Source organism: Streptomyces sp. NPDC001222, from assembly GCF_042896945.1.
In the GTDB taxonomy this organism is placed as follows: Bacteria; Actinomycetota; Actinomycetes; order Streptomycetales; family Streptomycetaceae; genus Streptomyces; species Streptomyces gibsoniae.
Genome location: NZ_JBIAXT010000006.1, coordinates 289888 through 309214, shown reverse-complemented (window position 1 = coordinate 309214; position 19327 = coordinate 289888). Strand labels below are relative to the sequence as shown.

Annotated in this window: 16 protein-coding genes and 2 pseudogenes; 10 read left to right on the top strand and 8 right to left on the bottom strand. The window is 72.1% G+C overall.

Annotated features, from left to right (window positions below; translation table 11 throughout):
* Positions 1-17: 17 nt before the first annotated feature.
* The 3 genes from ACFY2Z_RS12095 to ACFY2Z_RS12085 all read right to left on the bottom strand — a co-directional run bounded on the left by ACFY2Z_RS12095 (position 18) and on the right by ACFY2Z_RS12085 (position 4357).
* On the bottom strand, positions 18-1466 hold the full coding sequence (locus ACFY2Z_RS12095) for a rhamnulokinase family protein (protein WP_390744060.1): 1449 nt from the start codon (positions 1464-1466) through the stop codon (positions 18-20).
* A complete protein-coding gene (locus ACFY2Z_RS12090) occupies positions 1463-3502 on the bottom strand; it encodes a bifunctional aldolase/short-chain dehydrogenase (RefSeq protein ID WP_390744059.1) in 2040 nt (679 codons plus the stop codon). The genes ACFY2Z_RS12095 and ACFY2Z_RS12090 overlap by 4 nt, the downstream gene beginning before the upstream one ends.
* 147 nt (positions 3503-3649) lie before the next feature.
* The gene (locus ACFY2Z_RS12085; RefSeq protein WP_390744058.1) at positions 3650-4357 is read right to left on the bottom strand and encodes an SDR family NAD(P)-dependent oxidoreductase; all 708 of its coding nucleotides are present in this window, start codon (positions 4355-4357) and stop codon (positions 3650-3652) included.
* 103 nt (positions 4358-4460) lie between these two features.
* On the opposite strand from ACFY2Z_RS12085, the gene ACFY2Z_RS12080 reads away from it, so the two are divergent.
* A complete protein-coding gene (locus ACFY2Z_RS12080; RefSeq protein WP_390744057.1) occupies positions 4461-5300 on the top strand; it encodes a helix-turn-helix transcriptional regulator in 840 nt (279 codons plus the stop codon).
* A 109-nt stretch (positions 5301-5409) separates the two neighbouring features.
* Here ACFY2Z_RS12080 and rhaI read toward each other — a convergent pair whose 3' ends face one another.
* On the bottom strand, positions 5410-6570 hold the full coding sequence (gene rhaI / locus ACFY2Z_RS12075; RefSeq protein WP_390744056.1) for an L-rhamnose isomerase: 1161 nt from the start codon (positions 6568-6570) through the stop codon (positions 5410-5412).
* Positions 6571-6880: 310 nt separating this feature from the next.
* On the opposite strand from rhaI, the pseudogene ACFY2Z_RS12070 reads away from it, so the two are divergent.
* From ACFY2Z_RS12070 to sigJ, 6 genes and pseudogenes are all read left to right on the top strand, one after another.
* A pseudogene (locus tag ACFY2Z_RS12070) lies at positions 6881-7429 on the top strand (ATP-binding cassette domain-containing protein); the annotation flags it as partial.
* 4 nt (positions 7430-7433) lie between these two features.
* A pseudogene (gene rhaS / locus ACFY2Z_RS12065) lies at positions 7434-8402 on the top strand (rhamnose ABC transporter substrate-binding protein); the annotation flags it as partial.
* 39 nt (positions 8403-8441) lie between these two features.
* Positions 8442-8762: an L-rhamnose mutarotase gene (locus ACFY2Z_RS12060; protein ID WP_390744055.1), complete on the top strand. Its 321-nt coding sequence runs from the start codon at positions 8442-8444 to the stop codon at positions 8760-8762.
* Between the two features lie 172 nt (positions 8763-8934).
* A complete protein-coding gene (locus ACFY2Z_RS12055) occupies positions 8935-9960 on the top strand; it encodes a LacI family DNA-binding transcriptional regulator (protein ID WP_390744054.1) in 1026 nt (341 codons plus the stop codon).
* 149 nt (positions 9961-10109) lie between these two features.
* Complete coding sequence (locus ACFY2Z_RS12050; protein WP_390744053.1) at positions 10110-11411, top strand: alpha/beta fold hydrolase; 1302 nt, start codon at positions 10110-10112, stop codon at positions 11409-11411.
* 96 nt (positions 11412-11507) lie between these two features.
* Positions 11508-12401: an RNA polymerase sigma factor SigJ gene (sigJ, locus tag ACFY2Z_RS12045; RefSeq protein ID WP_390744052.1), complete on the top strand. Its 894-nt coding sequence runs from the start codon at positions 11508-11510 to the stop codon at positions 12399-12401.
* Between the two features lie 4 nt (positions 12402-12405).
* Here sigJ and ACFY2Z_RS12040 read toward each other — a convergent pair whose 3' ends face one another.
* Complete coding sequence (locus tag ACFY2Z_RS12040; protein WP_390744051.1) at positions 12406-12600, bottom strand: DUF5999 family protein; 195 nt, start codon at positions 12598-12600, stop codon at positions 12406-12408.
* 130 nt (positions 12601-12730) lie between these two features.
* Here ACFY2Z_RS12040 and ACFY2Z_RS12035 point away from each other — a divergent pair, with 130 nt between their 5' ends.
* A complete protein-coding gene (locus tag ACFY2Z_RS12035) occupies positions 12731-13561 on the top strand; it encodes a pentapeptide repeat-containing protein (RefSeq protein WP_390744050.1) in 831 nt (276 codons plus the stop codon).
* On the opposite strand, the gene ACFY2Z_RS12030 is transcribed toward ACFY2Z_RS12035, so the two are convergent.
* On the bottom strand, positions 13523-15067 hold the full coding sequence (locus ACFY2Z_RS12030) for a cytochrome P450 (protein ID WP_390744049.1): 1545 nt from the start codon (positions 15065-15067) through the stop codon (positions 13523-13525). The genes ACFY2Z_RS12035 and ACFY2Z_RS12030 overlap by 39 nt on opposite strands.
* Positions 15068-15197: 130 nt before the next feature.
* Here ACFY2Z_RS12030 and ACFY2Z_RS12025 point away from each other — a divergent pair, with 130 nt between their 5' ends.
* Positions 15198-15806: a TetR/AcrR family transcriptional regulator gene (locus tag ACFY2Z_RS12025; RefSeq protein ID WP_390744048.1), complete on the top strand. Its 609-nt coding sequence runs from the start codon at positions 15198-15200 to the stop codon at positions 15804-15806.
* A 117-nt stretch (positions 15807-15923) separates the two neighbouring features.
* Positions 15924-16649, top strand: coding sequence for a DUF2470 domain-containing protein (locus tag ACFY2Z_RS12020; RefSeq protein WP_390744047.1), 726 nt, complete (start codon positions 15924-15926; stop codon positions 16647-16649).
* Here ACFY2Z_RS12020 and ACFY2Z_RS12015 read toward each other — a convergent pair.
* Positions 16617-17831 (bottom strand): lactonase family protein, encoded by a 1215-nt coding sequence (locus ACFY2Z_RS12015; protein WP_390744046.1) that lies wholly within the window; start codon positions 17829-17831, stop codon positions 16617-16619. The genes ACFY2Z_RS12020 and ACFY2Z_RS12015 overlap by 33 nt on opposite strands.
* A 140-nt stretch (positions 17832-17971) precedes the next feature.
* Complete coding sequence (locus ACFY2Z_RS12010) at positions 17972-19249, bottom strand: aromatic acid exporter family protein (RefSeq protein WP_390744045.1); 1278 nt, start codon at positions 19247-19249, stop codon at positions 17972-17974.
* Between the last annotated feature and the right edge of the window lie 78 nt (positions 19250-19327).

Here is a 19327-nt window from a genome sequence, read left to right as displayed (position 1 = left end):
CTGCGGGAGACCTCGTCTCACGGCGTGGCGAGACGGGACTCCGCGGCACGCCACGACGCCGGGTCGCCCCGCGGCTCGTACCGTGTCGGCGGCTGCGTACCTGCGAGCAGGCGCCGCATGTCCGCGCGGTCGCCGAGGAGTCCGTCGGCGCGGGCCTGGACGAGGACGTTGCCGAGGGCGGCCGCCTCCGCGGGCCCGGCCAGCACCGGCAGTCCGCAGGCGTCGGCCGTCAGCTGGCACAACAGCGCGTTGCGGGTGCCGCCTCCGACGATGTGCACGACGTCGACGGGGTGGTCGGCGAGCCGCTGGGCATCGGCGACTGCCCGGCGGTGCGCGAGCGCCAGGGAGTCGAGGATGCAGCGCGTGATCTCGGCGGGGGAGTCCGGCACCGGCTGCCCGGAGGCCCGGCACGCCTCGGCGATACGCGCCGGCATCCGTCCGGGCGCCAGGAACGCCGTGTCACCCGCGTCCACGACGGACCGCAGCGCCGGCACGTCGGCCGCCGCCGCGAGCAGCGCGGGCAGGTCCGGGTCGTCCCACTCCCGCAGGCACTCCTGGAGCAGCCACAGCCCCATGATGTTGCGCAGATAGCGGATCGTGCCGTCCAGGCCCACCTCATTGGTGAAGTTGGCGGCACGGCTCGCCTCGGTCAGCACCGGAGCCTGAAGTTCCAGTCCGGCCAGGGACCAGGTGCCGGTGCAGATGTACGCGAAGCGATCGCCCACGGCCGGTACCGCGGCCACCGCGGAGGCCGTGTCATGGGAGGCGACCGCGGTCACCGGGACCGGACCGGTCAGACCGGTCTGCGCCAGTACGCCGGGGCGCAGCAGGCCCGCCGGGTCACCGGGCCGGCGCAGCGGGGCGAACAGGCTCAGGTCGATGCCCAGCCGCTGGGCGAGGCCGTACGACCAGTCGCCGGTGCGGGGGTCGAGGAGCTGGGTGGTGGACGCGTTGGTGAGCTCGGTGCCCTGCTCGCCCGTCAGCCAGTAGCCGAGCAGGTCGGGGATGAGCAGCAGCCGTCCGGCCCGCGCGAACTCGGCCGCGCAACGGGCCGCCGTGAGCTGGTACAGCGTGTTGAAGGGCGCGTACTGCACCCCCGTGGCGGCGTACAGCTCCTGCGCGGGCACGGTCGCCCACACCCTCTCCGCGATGCCCTCGGTGCGGGTGTCGCGGTAGTGCACCGGATTGCCGAGCAGGGCGCCGTCGGCGTCCAGGAGCCCGTAGTCCACCGCCCAGCTGTCGATGCCGACCGACCGGACGGGACCGGCCGCGCGCAGCCCGTCGAGGACGCCCGCGTAAAGGGACAGGATGTCCCAGCGCAGCCCCTCGGGGAGGTGTACGGGCCGGTTCGGGAACCGGTGGGCCTCGGTCAGCTCCAGGGTGCCGCGGCCCACACGGCCGACCATGACCCGCCCGCTGGACGCGCCCAGATCGACCGCGGCGTACGACGTCACGGCCCCGCTCATCGCAGAAAGGCGGCCGCCACACCCGCGTCGACCGGGACGTGCAGCCCCGTGGTGTGCGTCAGGTCGCCGCCCGTCAGCGCGAACACGGCGGCGGCGACATGCTCCGGCAGCACCTCCCGCTTCAGCAGGGTGCGTTGGGCGTAGAACTCACCGAGCTTCTCCTTCTCGACGCCGTAGACGGCCGACCGCTGGGCGCCCCAGCCGCCCGCGAAGATGCCGGAACCGCGCACCACGCCGTCCGGGTTGACTCCGTTGACGCGGATGCCGTGCTCGCCCAACTCGACCGCCAAGAGCCGCACTTGATGCGCCTGGTCGGCCTTCGTCGCCGCGTAGGCGATGTTGTCGGGGCCGGCGAACACGGCGTTCTTGGAGGCGATGTAGACGATGTCACCGCCCAGCCCCTGCGCGATCATCACCCGGGCCGCCTCGCGCGAGACGAGGAAGGAGCCGCGGGCCATGACGTTGTGCTGGAGGTCCCAGTCCCGCGCCGATGTCTCGAGAAGCGGCCTGGAGAGGGAGATTCCGGCGTTGTTCACCACCAGGTCGACGCCGCCGAAGGCCAGCAGCGCCGCCCGGAACGCCTCGGCGATCTGCTCCTCGGACGTGACGTCCACGGTGACGGCGACGGCCCGGTCCGCACCGCCGAGTTCCTCGGTGACCGCCGCGGCGCTCTCCGCGTTCAGGTCGGCGACGACGACGCACGCGCCCTCGGCGACCAGCCGGTGCGCGATCGCCCTGCCGATCCCGCTGCCGGCCCCCGTCACCAGCGCCACCCGGGTGGCCAGCGGCCTCGGCTTCGGCATCCGTCGGAGCTTGGCCTCCTCCAGCGCCCAGTACTCGATGCGGAACTTCTCCGACTCCTCGATGGGCGCGTACGCCGACACGGCCTCGGCGCCGCGCATCACCCGGATGGCGTTGACATAGAACTCACCCGCCACGCGCGCGGTCTGCTTGTCCTTGCCGAAGGAGAACATGCCGACGCCGGGGACGAGCACGATCGCCGGGTCCGCGCCGCGCATCGCGGGGGAGTCGGGCAGGGCGTGCCGCCGGTAGTAGGCGGCGTACTCCTCGCGGTACTCGGCGTGCAACTCGGTCAGCCGGGCGATCGCCTCGTCGAGCGGTTCGGTCGCCGGCAGGTCGAGAACCAGCGGACGGACCTTGGTGCGCAGGAAGTGGTCCGGGCACGAGGTGCCGAGCGCGGCGAGCCGCGGGTGCTCGGCGCGGGCGAGGAAGTCGAGGACGACACCGGAGTCGGTGAAGTGCCCGATCCGGGCTCGGTCCTGGGAGGCCAGCGCACGGATGTGCGGTGCCAGCGCCGCCGCCCGCTTCCGGCGCTCCGTCTCCGGCAGCGGCTCGTATCCCTCGAGCACCGGCCCGAACGGCTCCGCCTTGCCGTGCCGGGCGAGGAACTCCTCGGCGGTGCGGATGACGTGCAGGGAGTTGCGCTCGCACTCCTGGGCCGTGGCACCCCAGGCGGTGATGCCGTGACCGCCGAGAATGCAGCCGATCGCCTGCGGGTTGGCCTCCTTGACGGCCGCGATGTCCAGGCCGAGCTGGAAGCCGGGCCGCCGCCAGGGGACCCACACCACCGTGTCGCCGAAACACTCGGCGGTCAGCTTCTCGCCGTCGGCGGCACACGCGAGCGCGATCCCGGAGTCGGGGTGAAGGTGGTCGACGTGAGCGGCGTCCACCAGACCGTGCATGGCGGTGTCGATGGACGGCGCCGCACCGCCCCTGCCGTGCAGGCAGTGGTCGAACGCGGCGACCATCTCGTCCTCCCGCTCCACGCCCGGGTAGACCTCCCTGAGTGCCCGCAGCCGGTCCAGTCGCAGCACCGCGAGACCGGACTCGGTCAGTGTGCCGAGATCGCCACCCGACCCCTTGACCCACATCAGCTCCACGCCACCGCCGGTCACGGGGTCGGTCGCGGTGCCCTTGGCGGAGGTGTTGCCGCCGGCGTAGTTGGTGTTGCGGGGGTCGGCGCCGAGCCGATGGGAGCGGGCCAGGAGAGCGGCGGCTTCGGGGTGGGGTGCCATGACGTCTCGGTCCTCCCTTGTAGTTGAATCGTTTCAGGAAATTAATGGGCGGACGTGGCCTCGTCAAGATGTCGTCGGACGGTCACATGCGGCGGTGGTGGTGCGTGCCGGAGCACGCGCCACCATCGAATGGCCCCAGGGGCGCCCTCACCAGGGAAGAGAACCCTCCGCGTCGAAGTAGCCCCCGGTCGGCCCGTCCGGGCCCACCTGGGCCATGCGCACGATGATCTCTGCGCCCTGCTCGACGGTCTGGACGCCCGTGTGGTGGTTCAGGTCCGTGGCCGTGTAGCCGGGCTCCACCGCATTGATCCGCATGTCCGGGAACGCCTTCGCGAACTGCACCGTGACCATGTTGACCGCCACCTTCGAGGCCGGGTAGGCGACCCCGGGGTAGGCGTACGTGGGCGTCCCCTCGGCGGTGACCCTGGCCAGCGAGGCCAGACCGCTGCTCACGTTGACCACCACGGGGGCGGCCGATCGCCGCAGCAGCGGCAGGAAGGCGTGGGTGACGCGGACCAGACCGAAGACGTTCGTCTCGAACACCGCCCGCATCGCGTCGGCGGTCACCTCCGCGGCGCCGACCACGCCACCGTCCGGCGTCCGGTTCTCGACGCCCGCGTTGTTGACGAGGACGTCCAGTCCGCCGTCGGCCTCGATGGTCTTGGCCGCGGCCGTGACGGACGCGTCGTCGGTGACATCGAGCAGGACGGCTCGCGCACCCAGCTGTTCGGCGGCCCGGCGTCCGCGTTCGGCGTCCCGGCTGCCGATGTACACGGTGTGCCCCGCCTCGACGAGCCGACGGGCGGTCTCGAAGCCGAGACCCTTGTTCGCTCCGGTGATCAGTGTTGTCGTCATGCCTCCAGAGTGGTGCGCGGCCCGCCGCACAGCCAAGGGACCCCCTCTTCCTGGGACTGCCGGTACCAGGAAGACGCGCGTCCCGCGGGGGACACTGGGAGGCATGGCGACGGCGGAGTTCGGCAAGGCGGTGCGCCGTTGGCGTGACCGGGTCCCACCTGAGGCGGCGGGGCTGCCCTCCGGCGGCCAGCGGCGCGCGCCCGGTCTGCGCCGTGAGGAGCTGGCGCTGCTGGCCGGGATCTCCGCCGACTACATCACCCGCCTCGAACAGGGCCGAGCGTCCCACCCCTCGGCCCAGGTCGTCGAGGCCCTGGCCAGGGCCCTGCGGCTGTCGGCGGCCGAGCGTGAGCATCTGTTCCGGCTGGCCGGGCTGACACCGCCGGGCCCGGACACCGTTCCCACGCACCTCACCCCGAGCGTCCAGCGGCTCCTGGACCGGCTGACCGGAACCCCCGTCGCCGTCTACGACGCCTCCTGGACCCTGCTCCTGGCCAACCCGTCGTACGCCGCGCTGATGGGCGACCCGTCGGGATGGCGCGGCAACGACCGCAACGCCGTGTGGCGCAATCTGCTCGGCCCGGGCACCCGGATGCGGCACACCCCCGAGTCCCGGCGCGCGTTCGAGGCCGCGGTGGTCGCGGACCTGCGCGTGGCGGCCGACCGCTATCCGGCCGACCAGAGGCTGCGGCGGCTGGTCGGGGAACTGCGCACGCACAGCGAGCGGTTCGCCGAGCTGTGGGACTCCGGAGCCGTCGGCCACCATGAGTCCGCCCGCAAGACCGTCGACCATCCGCAGGTGGGTCCGGTGACCCTGGACTGCGATGTGCTCACCGTGGCGGGCGCGGACCTGCGCATCATGGTCTACACGGCCGAGCCCGGCACCGAGGACGCCGAACGCCTCGCCCTGGTGACCGTGCTCGGGACCCAGGCACTGCTGGGATAGCCACGTCCCGCCTGCCGTCGGACGGGCGCCGGCGTCCCGCCCGTGCGCCTCGGCCCGTCGGGTGGGCTGCCGCGTCGGCCGCCGGTGTGCGCGGCCGCCGGTCCCGCGGTCACGCGCCCCAGCCGGCCTGCTGTCCACTCACCCGCTCCGCGGCGATCGTCTCCGCCCAGCCGGACCGGTGGTAGGCGGCGACCGGGTCCGGATCCAGTCCGAGGTCCTCGCGGACCTCGGCGAGCAGCGGCCGTACGTCGGTGTTGTAGGCGTCCATGAGCACCGCGTTCGCGCCGAGCACATCACCGGACCGCTGGGCCGAGGCGAGCGCCTCGGCGTCCACGAGCAGCGCCTTCGCCGTCGCCTCCTGCACGTTCATCACGGAACGGATGATCGCCGGGATCTTCGGTTCGATGTTGTGGCACTGGTCGAGCATGAACGCCACGCCCGGGCCGAACCCGCCGCCGCGCACCACCTCGTACATGATGCGGAAGAGCTGGAAGGGGTCCGCGGCGCCGACCATGAGGTCGTCGTCGGCGTAGAAACGGGAGTTGAAGTCGAAGCCGCCGAGCCTTCCCTCGCGCAGCAGCGTGGCGACGATGAACTCGATGTTGGTGCCGGGCGCGTGGTGCCCGGTGTCGACGACGACCTGTGCCTTCCCGCCGAGCCGGAGACAGTGCGCGTAGGCCGTGCCCCAGTCCGGGACGTCGGTCGTGTAGAACGCGGGCTCGAAGAGCTTGTACTCCAGCAGCATGCGCTGCCCGTCGCCGAGCCGTGCGTACACCTCGGCCAGGCCCTCCGCGAGCCGGTCCTGCCGGGCGCGGATGTCGTCCTGGCCCGGGTAGTTCGTCCCGTCGGCGAACCACAGCTTGAGGTCCTTCGACCCTGTGGCGTCCATGATGTCCACGCACTCCAGGAGATGACCGACGGCCTTGCGGCGCACCGCCGCGTCCGGATGGCAGATGCTGCCCAGCCGGTAGTCGTCGTCCTGGAAGGTGTTGGAGTTGATCGCACCCAGGCGCAGTCCCCGTCTGCGCGCGTGCTCGGCCAGGGCCCCGTAGTCGTCGACCCGGTCCCAGGGAATGTGCAGCGCCACCGTCGGCGCGACCCCCGTGAACTCGTGCACCTTGGCCGCGTCGTCCAGTTTCTCCTGCGGTGTGCGCGGCACCCCCGGCTGCGCGAACACCTTGAACCGAGTGCCCGAGTTCCCGTACGCCCACGACGGCGTCTCGACGGCCTGGGTCTGCAGAGCGGCCTTCACCGCGGCGAGCTCGATCACTTCGGTGCTCCTGGGGTGTCGGTGGAATCCACATGTCACGAAGCGATGCCACGAGGGCGTTTCGCGAAGCGACGCATGAAACGGTCCATGAAACGATTCAGGACGGAAGCTAGGAGTCTCCGGGAGGAGTGTCAATCCCCCTCGCGGGCCCATTGGTTCGGGCTCCCTTAGGGTCCCTGGCTCTCGGAACTTTTTCCATGCGGCCCCATTGACGTGACAAGGCCCGCGCGCCTACCGTCCCCGGCAACCCAGTTGAAACCTTTCACTACGCCGGGAGGGCCGCCTCCGCCGGTGTCGTCGAGGAGTTCCCATGACCCACCCGTCCGCCACGGGTCCGGCGCCGGTGCTGGCGCTCAGGGACATCTCCAAGTCCTTCGGCGCGGTACGCGCGCTGCGGGAGGTGTCCCTGGAACTGTTCCCCGGCGAGGTGCACGCCCTCGCCGGGGAGAACGGCGCGGGCAAGTCGACCCTCATCAAGACCCTCGCCGGTGTCCACCGGCCGGACGCCGGGCAGGTGCTGCTCGACGGCGAGCCGACCGTCTTCCACGGCCCGGCCGACGCACGCGACGCCGGCATCGCCGTGATCTACCAGGAACCGACCCTCTTCCCCGATCTGTCGATCGCCGAGAACATCTTCACGGGCCGCCGACCGCGGCGTTCCCTCGGCCGCATCGACCACAAGGCCACCCGTGCGGCGACCGCGGCCCTGATGCGGCGCCTCGGCGTCGACCTCGCCCCGGAGCGCCCCGCACGCGGCCTGTCCATCGCCGACCAGCAGATCGTCGAGATCGCCAAGGCACTGTCCTTCGACGCCCGGGTCCTGATCATGGACGAACCCACCGCCGCCCTGACCGGCAGCGTGCGGCGGCTCGGCCGCCTCGGCGGGCAAGGCGGACCCGGGCGCCGCCCTCAAGAAGGGCCTCACTGTCGGCTTCCTGCCCAAGCAGGTGAACAACCCGTACTTCACCTCCGCGGACAAGGGCGGCGAGAAGGCCCTCACCGAGCTGGGCTCGACGTACAAGGAGGTCGGCCCGTCCGGCGCCACCGACACCGCCGGCCAGGTGAGCTACGTCAACACGCTCACCCAGCAGCAGGTGAGCGCGATGGCCGTGTCCGCCCAGGATCCGGGGGCCCTGTGCACCGCGCTCAAGCAGGCCATGAGCAACGGCATCAAGGTCGTCACCTACGACTCCGACACCCGGCCCGAGTGCCGTGACGCCTTCGTCTCCCAGGCCAGTGCCGAGGACCTGGGCCGCACCGAGGTGCGGCTGCTCGCCCGGCAGATCGGCTACCGGGGCGAGATCGCGATCCTGTCCGCCGCGCAGACCGCGACGAACCAGAACACCTGGATCGGCTATATGAAGGACGAGTTGAAGGACCCCAAGTTCAAGGACGTCAAGCTGGTCAGGATCGCCTACGGCAACGACGACGCCCAGCAGTCCTTCCAGCAGACCCAGGGCCTTCTGCAGGAGCACCCGGACCTGAAGGGGATCATCTCCCCGACCACCGTCGGCATCAAGGCCGCCGCCCGGTATCTGTCCGGGTCCAAGTACAAGGGCAAGGTCCGGCTCACCGGTCTCGGCACCCCGAACGACATGCGCAAGTACGTCAAGAACGGCACGGTGGAGGCGTTCGAGCTGTGGGACCCGGCCAAGCTCGGCGAGCTGGCCGCCCGTACCGCCGTCGCCCTGGCGTCGGGGCAGATCACCGGCAAGGAGGGCGAGACCTTCAAAGCCGGCGACACCCCGTACACCCTCGGCAAGGACGGCGTGATCAACCTGGGCAAGCCGACCGTGTTCGACACCAAGAACATCGACCGCTTCGACTTCTAGCGCCCCGGCAGACACCCCCTGGCACTCGGGAGACCGTCGATGCAGCGCGTGTGCTTCGTGCTCCGGGTCCGGGCCGAGCGTCTCGACGAGTACCGCGAGCGTCATTCCGCGGTACGGCCCGAGATGCTCAGGGCCCTCTCGACGGCCGGCCGGCACAACTACTCGCTCTTTCTGCGCGAGGACGGCCTGCTGGTCGGTCATCTGGAGACTGAGGACTTCGCCGCCGCGCAAGCCGGGATGGCGGCCACCGAGGTCGACGCTCGCCGGCAGGCGGAGATGGCGCCGTTCTTCGTCTTGCCGGACGGCGCCCGGCCCGACGAGGCCATGCGCCCCCTCACCGAGGTGTTCCATCTCGCCTGACCCGGAGGCCGGTCCCCGCACGAAGAACCGGGAGGACGCCGCTCGCCACCGCCATCGGCGGACGTGCGGCGTCCGTTTCGACCATGTGCCCGACCGGGGCGGAAGTGGGGCGGCATGCAGGTAATGTGAGGTTTTCCCCGCCGCTCCTCGTAGCTCTGGAGGTTCCCGCCCGATGGCCCAGTCGGTGGGTATCAAGGATGTCGCCCGCGCCGCAGGAGTCTCCGTGGGCACGGTCTCGAACGTCATCAACCGTCCCGAGACCGTCGCCGCACCCACCCGCGCCCGCGTGCTGTCCGCGATCGACCGCCTCGGCTATGTGCGCAGCGAGTCCGCACGGCAGTTGCGGGCCGGGCGCAGCCGGATCATGGGGCTGCTCGTCCTCGACATGGGCAACCCTTTCTTCGTGGACGTGGCCCGCGGCGCCGAGCGGGCCGCCCGCCAGGCCGGGCTCGGGGTGATGGTCTGCAACAGCGCGCAGAGCCCCGCGGAGGAGGCCGAGTACCTCTCGCTCTTCGCCGAGCAGCGGGTGCGCGGCGTGCTGCTCACCCCGGCCGACGCGACCGGCCGCAACATCGAGGCGTTCCGCCGTCACGGCATCCCGTTCGTGCTGGTCGACCGGGTCGCCGAGGGCACCACGGAGTGCTCGGTCTCGGTCGACGACGTGGCGGGCGGCGCCCTGGCCGTCCGGCATCTGGTCGACGCCGGGCACCGCTCCGTCGCGTACGTCAGCGGGCCGCCCGGACTCCACCAGGTCAGGGACCGCCGCATCGGAGCCCTGAACGCGCTGGCCGAGGCCGGGCTCGGACCCGAGGCGCTGCGGGAACTGCCCACCGAGCGTCTGGACGTCGCCGCGGGCCGGGACGCCGGTGCCCGGCTCCTCGGGCTCGCCGACCGACCGACGGCCGTCTTCTGCGCCAACGACCTGCTCGCGCTCGGCGTCCTGCAGGCCCTGTACGCGGCCGGGGTGAGCGTCCCCGAGGACCTCGCCCTCGTCGGCTACGACGACATCGAGTTCGCCGCGGCGGCCGTCGTGCCCCTCACCTCCGTGCGGCAGCCCGCCGTCACCATGGGCGCGCTCGCCGCGGAACTGCTGCTGGAGGAGACCGAGGCGGAGGAGGGGGCGCGCGGGCACGAGCACCAGCGGGTCGTGCTCCAGCCGGAGCTGGTGGTGCGCCGCTCGAGCCTGGCGGCGCGCTGACCGCCTCCGGCGCGGCGGCCCCTCGTACGGGCGATCGGCACCGGCTGAGCGGCTGGTCAGGGACGGCCTCTGGATCCCCGGGCGCGAAGACCGCCGGACCATGTGCTGAACTGGCACGCGTCCTGATTCCGTCCGTCCCGGGAGCCCCCTTGAGCCTCAGCTACCGTCAGCCCGGTGTCGTCCTCACCGACCGGCGCTTCACTGTGCCACTGGACCACGACGCGCCCGACGGCGAGACGATCGAGCTGTACGCACGGGAGGTCGTCGCGAGCGGCAAGGCGGACGCCGACCTGCCCTGGCTGGTCTATCTCCAGGGCGGTCCCGGCTTCGGGGCGCACCGATTCATCGGCAAGCAGGCCTGGCTGGGCCGTGCCCTGGAGGACTACCGCGTCCTCCTCCTCGACCAGCGCGGCACCGGCGCCTCCACGCCCGCCAACCGCCAGACGCTCCCGCTGCGCGGAGGCCCCCGCGAACAGGCCGACTACCTGACCCGCTTCCGCGCCGACTCCATCGTCCGCGACTGCGAGGCCATCCGCCCCCAGGTCACCGGCGGCGCCCCCTGGACCGTCCTCGGGCAGAGCTTCGGCGGCTTCTGCACCGTGAACTACCTCTCGACCGCGCCCGAGGGCCTGCGGGCCGCCCTGATCACCGGCGGACTGCCCGCCCTCGACGCGCACGCGGACGACGTGTACCGGGCCGCGTACCCCCGTATCGAGCGCAAGGTCGCCGCCCACTACGCCCGCTATCCGCAGGACGTCGAACGCGTCCGCCGTATCGCCGAGTACGTGCTCCAGCACGAGCCCGTCCTGCCCGGCGGCTACCGGCTCACCGTCGAGGCGTTCCAGTCCCTCGGCATCCTGCTCGGCGGCGGCGAGGGCAGCCACCGCCTCCACTTCCTCCTCGAGAACGCCTTCGTGCACACTCCGGGGGGCCTCGCGCTCTCCGACGCCTTCCAGGAGGAGGTGCAGACCCTTCTGTCGTACGCGGGCCACCCCCTGTACGCGCTGGTGCACGAGGCGATCTACGGTCAGGACGGCCGCCCCACCGCCTGGTCGGCGGAGCGGGTGCGGGCGCAGTTCCCGCAGTTCGACGCGGCGAAGGCACTGGCCGGAGACGGACCGGTGCTGTTCACGGGCGAGTCCGTGCACCCGTGGACGTTCGACACCGACCCGGCGCTGCGCCCGCTGCGTGACACCGCGCACCTGCTCGCCGAGCGCACCGACTGGACCCCGCTGTACGACCCCGCCCGCCTCGCCGTCAACGAGGTGCCGGTGGCCGCGGCGGTCTACCACGACGACATGTACGTCGACACCGAGCACGCCCTGCGCACGGCCCGCGCGATCCGAGGACTGCGGACCTGGGTCACCGACGAGTTCGAGCACGACGGCGTCCGCGCGGGCGGCCCGCGGGTCCTGGACCGGCTGCTGGCATTGGCGCGGGACGAGGTCTGACACCGGGGCGGGCACGGTTTTCGCTCAACACCCGTGCCCTGTCCGTGCTTTGATCGTCTGGAGAGCCCAGGACGGGGCCGGTCGAACGGGGGATCGATGAACGACGTGGAACTGCTGGCGGACCGCTTCCAGGAACACCGGGGGCAGTTGCGTGCCGTCGCCTACCGGATGCTGGGCTCGCTCAGTGAGGCCGACGACGCCGTTCAGGAGACCTGGCTGCGCCTGAGCCGCTCCGACGTCAGCGAGGTGCAGAACCTCGGCGGCTGGCTCACCACCGTCGTCGGCCGGATCTGTCTCGACCTGCTCCGCTCCCGTGGCGCTCGGCGAGAGGAGCCGATGGGGGACACCTTCGTCCCCGACCCGGTCGTCACCCCCCTGGACCGCGTCGATCCCGAACAGGAGGCGCTGCTGACGGACTCGGTCGGGATCGCGCTCCTGGTCGTCCTGGAGACACTGGAGCCCGACGAACGGCTGGCCTTCGTTCTGCACGACATGTTCGCCGTGCCCTTCGACGACATCGCGCCCGTCGTCGGCCGCAGCTCCACCGCCACCCGGCAGCTCGCGAGCCGCGCCCGGCGCAGGGTGCGGCAGACGGGGCCGACGCCCGATCCCGACCTCGGGCGTCAGCGCGAGGCGGTCCAGGCGTTCCTCGCGGCCTCACGCTCCGGCGACTTCGACGCCCTCGTCGCCGTACTCCACCCGGATGTGGTGCTGCGGGCCGACTCCGGCCCCCTGGTGCGTGGTGCGGCCGCGTCCAAGGTGGTGCAGGGTGCGACGGCCGTGGCCCAAGGGGCGCTCCTGTTCCGGCAGTTCTCCCCGTACACGCGGATCGTGCTGGTCAACGGCATGGTCGGCACGGTCACGGCGCCCGAGGGGCGGCCCCAGTCGGTCATGTCCGTCGCCGTCGTGGACGGCAGGATCGCCCGGATCGACATCCTGTCGGACCCCGAGCGCCTGGCGCGGCTCGACCTCACGGCGGTGCTGGCCTGACCGCTCAGCGGGCCTTCCGCTCCGTCCCACGCAGCGGAGCCACGGCCCGGCCGTCCGGCAGCAGTTCGCCGGTGTCGTCGAAGACGATCGTGCCGTTGCACAGCAGGCTCCAGCCCTGCTCGGGGTGGGCGGAGACGACCATCGCCGCATCGTGGTCGGAACGGTCGGCCGGTGGGCACGGAGGCCAGTGCGTGCACATGACGTCTCTCCTGGGGTCGTACGACGGGTACCTCCGTGGTAGCGGTCCTTGTTTTCCTAGGGATGAGAGGACTCCCACGGCGCAGGAAACTCGGCGGTGAGCTTTGCGTGCGGCATTTAGGATCGATGCCATGCACACCATTCCGGCCGACCGCTCCGACCTGCGCGCGGACTGCAGCAGCTGCTTCGCGCTGTGCTGTGTCGCCCTGCCCTTCGGGCGCTCGGCGGACTTCGCGGTCGACAAGGACGCCGGCACGCCCTGCCGCAACCTCCAGGACGACTTCCGCTGCGGCATCCACACCCGGCTGCGGTCGAGCGGCTTTTCCGGCTGCACCGTCTACGACTGCTTCGGCGCCGGGCAGAAGGTCTCCCAGGTCACCTTCGGCGGACAGGACTGGCGGTCGGGCGGCCCCGAGCACGCCCGCCGGATGTTCGACGTGTTCTCCGTGATGCGTCAACTCCACGAACTGCTCTGGTATCTGACGGAGGCGCTCACCCTGCCCGCGGCCCGTCCGCTCCATGCGGACCTGCGCCGCATGCTGGCGGCGACCGAGCGCCTGACGTCGCGAACGCCGCAGGAACTGGGGGAGCTGGAGGTGGGCGCGCACCGGCAGGAGGTCAATGTGCTGTTGCTGCGCACCAGCGAGCTGGTCCGCTCGGGGACCGGACGCCGTGGCAGGAGCCGTCGCGGCGCCGATCTCCTCGGCGCCCGGCTCAAGGGGGCCGATCTGCGGGGGGCCGATCTGCGCGGCGCCCTGCTCATCGCCGCCGACCTGACGGGCGCCGATCTGCGCGGCGCGGATCTGATAGGCGCCGATCTGCGCGACGCGGACCTCACGGACGCCGATCTGACGGGCGCCTTCTTCCTGACCCAGCCGCAGATCAACGCGGCCCGGGGCAGCGCGGGCACCCGCCTGCCGGCGTCAGTCACCCCTCCCGGTCACTGGACAGCGGGCCCCTGACGGGGGCGGCGGCGTCTCGTCGACGGCCGCCGAGGTGCGCGCGAGGGCGGCACGCCGGTCGAGGTGCAGCCGCAGCCCCTCCGGGATCACCGTCAGCCGCTCCGCCACCCGCAGCCGGTAGCCGGGGTCCGGCCGCAGTTCGTAGCGGCGCAGCAGCAGCGCCAGCACCAGCGTCGCCTCGTGCAGCGCGAACTGCCGCCCGATGCAGGCCCGCGCCCCCGTCCCGAACGGCTTGAAGGTGTGCCCGGGGCGCGCCCGTACCGCGCGCGCCTCGAACCGGTCCGGGTCGAACCGCTCCGCGTCCGCGCCCCACACCTCCGGATCCCGGTGCAGCAGGGGCGTGAGGACCAGGGCCCAGGCGCCCCGGCGCATCGGATGGACGCCGTCGAGCAGGGTGTCGTGCCGGGCCTCCCGCGCATAGGCGGGGGCGGTCGGCCACAGACGCAGGGACTCGTCCAGGACCCGGCGCACATACCGCAGCCTGGCGACCTGCTCGTAGCCGGGCCGCGCGGTGTCACCCCAGACCTGGTCCACCTCCTCCCGGGCGCGTGCGGCGATGTCCCGGTGCCGGGAGAGATAGTGCAGGGCGAAGGAGAGCGCCCCCGAGGTCGTCTCGTGACCGGCCACGAGGAAGGTGATCACCTGGCGCCGGATGTTCTCGGGTGCGAGCCGTTCCCCGGTCTCCGGGTGCGCGGTCTCCAGCATCCGGTCGAGCAGGTCGCCACTGCCACTGCCACTGCCACTGCCACTGCCGTCGCCGCTGCGCCGGGCGTGTACCAGCTCGTCCACCGTGCGGTTCAGATACGCCATGTCCGCCTCGTTGCGCCGGGCGGCGTCGCGCAGGAGCAGCGAACTCAGGGGCCCGGGAACGACGTTGCGGCGCTGCGCGTACGTCAGCGTGCCGACCATGGCGGTCACGAAGGGATGCGGCCGGGAGCGCTCGAAGGAGCCGAAGTCATGGCCGAAGCCGGTGCGAGCGATCGTCTCCAGGGTCAGCTTGGTCATGTCCCCGGGCACGTCCACGGCGCGTCCCGCCGCATGTTCGGCATCCCAGCGGGCCAGCAGTTGCTCGGCCACGTCCAGCATCATCGGGTGATAGCCCGCCATCGCCTCGCGGCTGAAGCCGGGGGCCAGGACGTCGTGCGCCAGCTGCCAGTTGGGCTCGTCGTTGTACGCGGTGAACAGGCCGTCCCCGGCGACCGGCCGGAGATTGGCGACCCCGAGGCCCACATGCTTGGCGAAGCGCGACTCGTCGGCGAGGTCGGCCGCGAGGCGCCCGCCCCACACGAAGACGATCTCCCGGCTGAAGAACTTCCGCCGGAAGACGGGTCCGAGCATCTTGCCGTAGCGCATCGAGTCCTGCAGCGGCCTGCGGCGGTCGGCGCCGAACACGTCCCCGACGACCGGGAGCCGGTGCGGCGGGTGCGGGATGCGGTCCAGCTGCGGCCAGCCCAGTTCCGCACCCCGGAACCCCCTCGGCAGCGCGGTCGCCGTCGTCTCCGCCATGACGCCATCTCCCTTGATGCAACGCAGGCCGGGCCCAGGTCGAGCAGGGCGAGCAAGCGTGTTGTACGTCGGTTCAATAGCGCTTTCAGTCTCCTGCCCCTATTGAACCGGCGTCAAGTAGAGTGCCGTCATGGCCGCGAACCAGGGGGAGCGCACGCGCCGCCGGCTCAGTACCGGGGAACGCAGGGAGCAGCTCCTCGCGGTCGGGGCCCGGCTGTTCTCGGAGAACCCCTACGACGAGGTGTGGATCGAGCAGGTCGCCGAGATCGCCGGGGTGTCCCGCGGGCTGCTGTACCACTACTTCCCGACCAAGCGGGACTTCTTCGCGGCGGTCGTGGAGCGCGAGAGCGAGCGGATGCTCCGGATGACGGAGGCCGTCCCGGGGGTCGCGGTGCGCGATCAACTCGCCGCCTCGCTGGACACGTTCCTCGCGTACGTCCAGGAGCACGCGCACGGCTTCCGCGCCTTCCATCGCGCCGACGCGGCGGGGGACCAGACGGTGCGGAGGGTCTACCGGCAGTCACTGGCCGCGCAGGAACGGCAGATCCTGACGGCGCTCGCGGCGGATCCCGAGTTCGGCCCGGCCGTCGCGGATCGGCCCGACCTGAGGATCGCCGTCCGCGGCTGGCTGGCCTTCACCACCGCGGTGTGCCTGGAGTGGCTGAGGGGGGCCGCCCTGTCCCGGGACCAGGTGCGCGACCTGTGTGCTCGCGCGCTGTGGGGTGTCATCGCCTCCTGAGGGTGGCCAAGAGGCCCGTTGGCTCTTCGGCGGCGGCGCGTCGCGCGCCGGGGCCTGGTTGGCGCGCACCTCGATCTCCGATAAGTTAGGCAAGGCTTACCTAAGGAGGTCTAGGGAATGGGTGACCGTCATGCCTGGACGGCCGCGCCCGCCGCGGCGGAGCGTGCCCGATCCGTGCTGGCTGCCGCATGGTCCTGCGCGGTGACCGCGGAGGGCGGCCGGGAGGAACTCGTCGGAGCGCACACCGCCCTGGCGGACGGCCGGGTGCTGCTGCATCTGCCCGAGGACAGCACACTGCAGGCCCTCGCGCTCTGCGCACCGCGCGGAGAGCCGTCCGTGGTGCTGGAATTCGCCGATGTCGCGCCGGTCCCGGTACGTTCCCGGATCCGCGCCCGGCTGTGGCTCGCCGGCACGCTGGTGCCCGACGAGGGGAACCTTCTGCTCCAGCCGTCGCGCATCGCGCTCCGCCGGGCCGGCGGCGTGGCCGCCGTCGACCCCGTCGAGTACGCCACCGCCGAGCCCGACCCGCTCGCCACGGCCGAGGCCCGGCTGCTCACCCACCTCGCCGACGCCCACCCCGACGCCGTCGAGCGGCTCACCCGTCTCGTCGAACCCGACAGTCTGCACGGCGCGGTACGCGTCCAGCCGCTCGCCGTCGACCGCCATGGGCTGACCCTGCGCATCGAGCGGACCCGCGGTCATGGCGACGTACGCCTGACGTTCCACCGGCCCGCCGATGACGTCGCCGAGCTCACCGAGCGGATGCAGGTGCTGCTCGGGCAGGCCGCCCGGGCCGCCTGCCCCCGGACGCTACAGCGGCAGCGCACAGACGGCGACCGGTGAGGCGAACGGCTCGCCCGCGAGCCGCAGCTCACCGCTCGCGCGGTCCACATGGAAGACGCTGACCGTGCCGGACCGCTGGTTGGCCGTGAACAGCAGCCCGCCGTCCGGCGAGAGTGCGAGGTGACGCGGGAAGTCGCCGCTCACCGGCACCGTGTCCAGCAGCCGCAGCCGGGCGCCGCCCGCCTCGACGGCGTAGCGCGTCAGACTGTTGTGTCCGCGGTTGGCGAGATAGGCGTACGCGCCGTCCGCCGTCACCGCGAACTGCGCCGGATAGTTCGTCCCGGCGCCCGTACCCGTGGACTGCGGCTCGCCCGGGGTGAGGCGGCCCGTCGCGGGGTCGTAGGCGCAGACGACGGCGGTGTCGTCGACCTCGTTGGCGAGATACGCGAAGCGGCCGCCGGGGTGGAACGTGAGATGCCGCGGTCCCGCTCCCGCCCGCGTCCGCGCCCGGGAGACCTCGGTGAGCGTGCCACGGGACGGATCGAGACGGTAGGTGTACACGGTGTCGGTTCCCAGGTCCACGGCCAGCGCATGGTCACCGTCCGGGCCGGTGAGGAACTGGTGCGCGTGCGGTCCCTGCTGCCCCGGTCCCGGCGGGGGGCTGGTGTGAGTGACGAGGTCGGTGCGGTCGCCCAGGGCACCCGTGGGGTCGATGGGATGCACCGCCACGCTGCCCGAGAGGTAGTTGGCGCTCAGCAGCCACCGCCCGCTCGGGTGCACCGACAGATGGCAGGGGCCCGCCCCGCCCGTGCTCCGGGAACCGAGGATCCGGTGCTCGTCCAGGCGTACGGCCGTCACCGAGCCGTCCTGCCGCTCGTCCACGGCGTACAGCGTGTGCCCGTCGGGGTGCACCGCGAGATACGAGGGGTCGGGCACCCCGGCCAGGGTGCCGGTACCGGTGACCGCGCCGCTCCCCGGGTCGTACGTCGCGAGGCCGATGCCCCGGCCGCCGCCCTCGACGGAGGTGTACGTGCCGACGTAGAGCGGACGGGGGCCGACGGGGCGGCGCGGCGGCGAGGACGCGTCGGCCGGGGCGGGTCGGGACGCGTCCGAGGTCCGCTCGGGCAGGGCGGGTGCCGGGATCGTGGTCACCGCGGTGGCGGCCGTCGCGGCGCCGAGGAACCGGCGTCGGCTCCAGCCTCCGCCGGACGAAGCCCGCGTCGGTTCCGCACCCCTGTTCATGCCCGTACCTCGAAGCTCGACGGCCGCATCTGCCACAGCCACCATGACCGGACCGACCGCCAAGTGCAAGATGGGCAACGACCGTTGCGATTCATGCAACGTTCGCGTCCCCGTCTGCGCCGGGGCGCGGCCGAGCCGCTTCACCTGGAGCGACCGGGCGGCCCAGGACGGTCCCGGCCCCGGATGAGCTCACGCAGCCGGGACAGCCCGGGGCGGAGCACGTTCTCCCGGAACCTGGTGAGAAGCGGGTTCCGCTCGCGTTGCTCCTCGGCGCAGCGGTCCAGTTCCTCCAGCAGACGGCGGGTGCGGTGCTCGGTGTCGAGCTCGTCCAGGATGCGGTTGACCTCGGTCAGCACCGCGCCCTGGTACTGCCACTGCCGGGTGTCCCGCTGGACGCCCTCCAGCAACAGCTGGGCCAGTTTGTCGCGGGTCGCCCCCGCCGTGACCAGTTCCTCGGCGAGCCGAGCCTCGGCGGACTCGGCGTTGCTGCTGACGTCGGTGGTGACGAGGACCGCGAAGCTGACCACGGCATCGGCGATCTCGGACAGCAGCCGCTCCAGCGTCGCCCCGGCCTCCGGCTCGAACAGGGGGTCGGGGTCGCGTTCCTTCGCGAGGTCGGCGAGGGTCCGGGTGATCACCCGCAGCACCACCGTGCAGATCTCCAGCGTGTCCAGACCGGTGCGCAGCACGATCCGGTGCAGCAGGCCCTCGCGGACCCGGGGGTTGAGCTTGAGACTGTCCTCGGCCTGCCGCAGCGCCGCGTCCACCTCGACGATGTCGTGATCCAGCTGACGCGCCTCGTACAGCCGTACGGTCGCCAGGGCCACCGGGACCCGGCCCGCCGCCTGTTCGCCGACGCGCAGCATCAGCTGGCGCATCCGGCGTGCCAGGTCCTCGATGGACTGTCCGGCGGGGCCCACCCACACCGGGGGAGCGAAGAACAGGTTGGTCAGCAGGCCGACCACCGCGCCGATCACGGTCTCCAGGACCCGAGCCCATGCCGTGCTGCCGACCTGGGTCACCCCGAGGACCAGCATGGCGCTGATCGCCACTTCGGGGACGTACTCGCTGACCCGTACGAGATGGCCGACGGCCAGTGAGGCGATGATGATCAGGGCCAGGCTCCACCAGGTCAGGCCGACCAGGATGCTGAAGCCGATGGCGATGACGACGCCCGTCACCACGGAGTTCACCCGGCGCACGCTGTTGGTGATCGTCGCGTAGAGCGTCACCTGGACCACCAGGAGCGCCGTCAGGGGTGCGGTGAGCGGAGCAGGCTCCGGACTCAGGCGCACAGCGACCACATAGGCGATGGTCGCGGCCGCGGTCGAACGAACCGCCTGGACGACCTCGGGCACCTGGCGCAGCTTCACGATCCGGGCGGTGACCCTCGCCCACGTCTCACGCACATCTTGCATCCCTATGGCTCTTCCCGCTCCACCTGGGCATCGAACGTGAGGGTGGGGAGCGTCACCATGTGCGGGGTGCCGTGCCGG

Excerpts from the sequence above, each read along its gene's own strand:
- ACFY2Z_RS12035 (WP_390744050.1), top strand. The coding sequence starts at position 12,731 with ATGCACACCATTCCGGCCGACCGCTCCGACCTGCGCGCGGACTGCAGC.
- ACFY2Z_RS12080 (WP_390744057.1), top strand. The coding sequence starts at position 4,461 with ATGGCGACGGCGGAGTTCGGCAAGGCGGTGCGCCGTTGGCGTGACCGG.
- ACFY2Z_RS12020 (WP_390744047.1), top strand. The coding sequence starts at position 15,924 with ATGGGTGACCGTCATGCCTGGACGGCCGCGCCCGCCGCGGCGGAGCGT.
- ACFY2Z_RS12040 (WP_390744051.1), bottom strand. The coding sequence starts at position 12,600 with ATGTGCACGCACTGGCCTCCGTGCCCACCGGCCGACCGTTCCGACCAC.
- ACFY2Z_RS12095 (WP_390744060.1), bottom strand. The coding sequence starts at position 1,466 with ATGAGCGGGGCCGTGACGTCGTACGCCGCGGTCGATCTGGGCGCGTCC.
- ACFY2Z_RS12085 (WP_390744058.1), bottom strand. The coding sequence starts at position 4,357 with ATGACGACAACACTGATCACCGGAGCGAACAAGGGTCTCGGCTTCGAG.
- ACFY2Z_RS12090 (WP_390744059.1), bottom strand. The coding sequence starts at position 3,502 with ATGGCACCCCACCCCGAAGCCGCCGCTCTCCTGGCCCGCTCCCATCGG.
- ACFY2Z_RS12030 (WP_390744049.1), bottom strand. The coding sequence starts at position 15,067 with ATGGCGGAGACGACGGCGACCGCGCTGCCGAGGGGGTTCCGGGGTGCG.
- ACFY2Z_RS12055 (WP_390744054.1), top strand. The coding sequence starts at position 8,935 with ATGGCCCAGTCGGTGGGTATCAAGGATGTCGCCCGCGCCGCAGGAGTC.
- sigJ (WP_390744052.1), top strand. The coding sequence starts at position 11,508 with ATGAACGACGTGGAACTGCTGGCGGACCGCTTCCAGGAACACCGGGGG.
- ACFY2Z_RS12010 (WP_390744045.1), bottom strand. The coding sequence starts at position 19,249 with ATGCAAGATGTGCGTGAGACGTGGGCGAGGGTCACCGCCCGGATCGTG.
- ACFY2Z_RS12025 (WP_390744048.1), top strand. The coding sequence starts at position 15,198 with ATGGCCGCGAACCAGGGGGAGCGCACGCGCCGCCGGCTCAGTACCGGG.
- ACFY2Z_RS12060 (WP_390744055.1), top strand. The coding sequence starts at position 8,442 with ATGCAGCGCGTGTGCTTCGTGCTCCGGGTCCGGGCCGAGCGTCTCGAC.
- ACFY2Z_RS12015 (WP_390744046.1), bottom strand. The coding sequence starts at position 17,831 with ATGAACAGGGGTGCGGAACCGACGCGGGCTTCGTCCGGCGGAGGCTGG.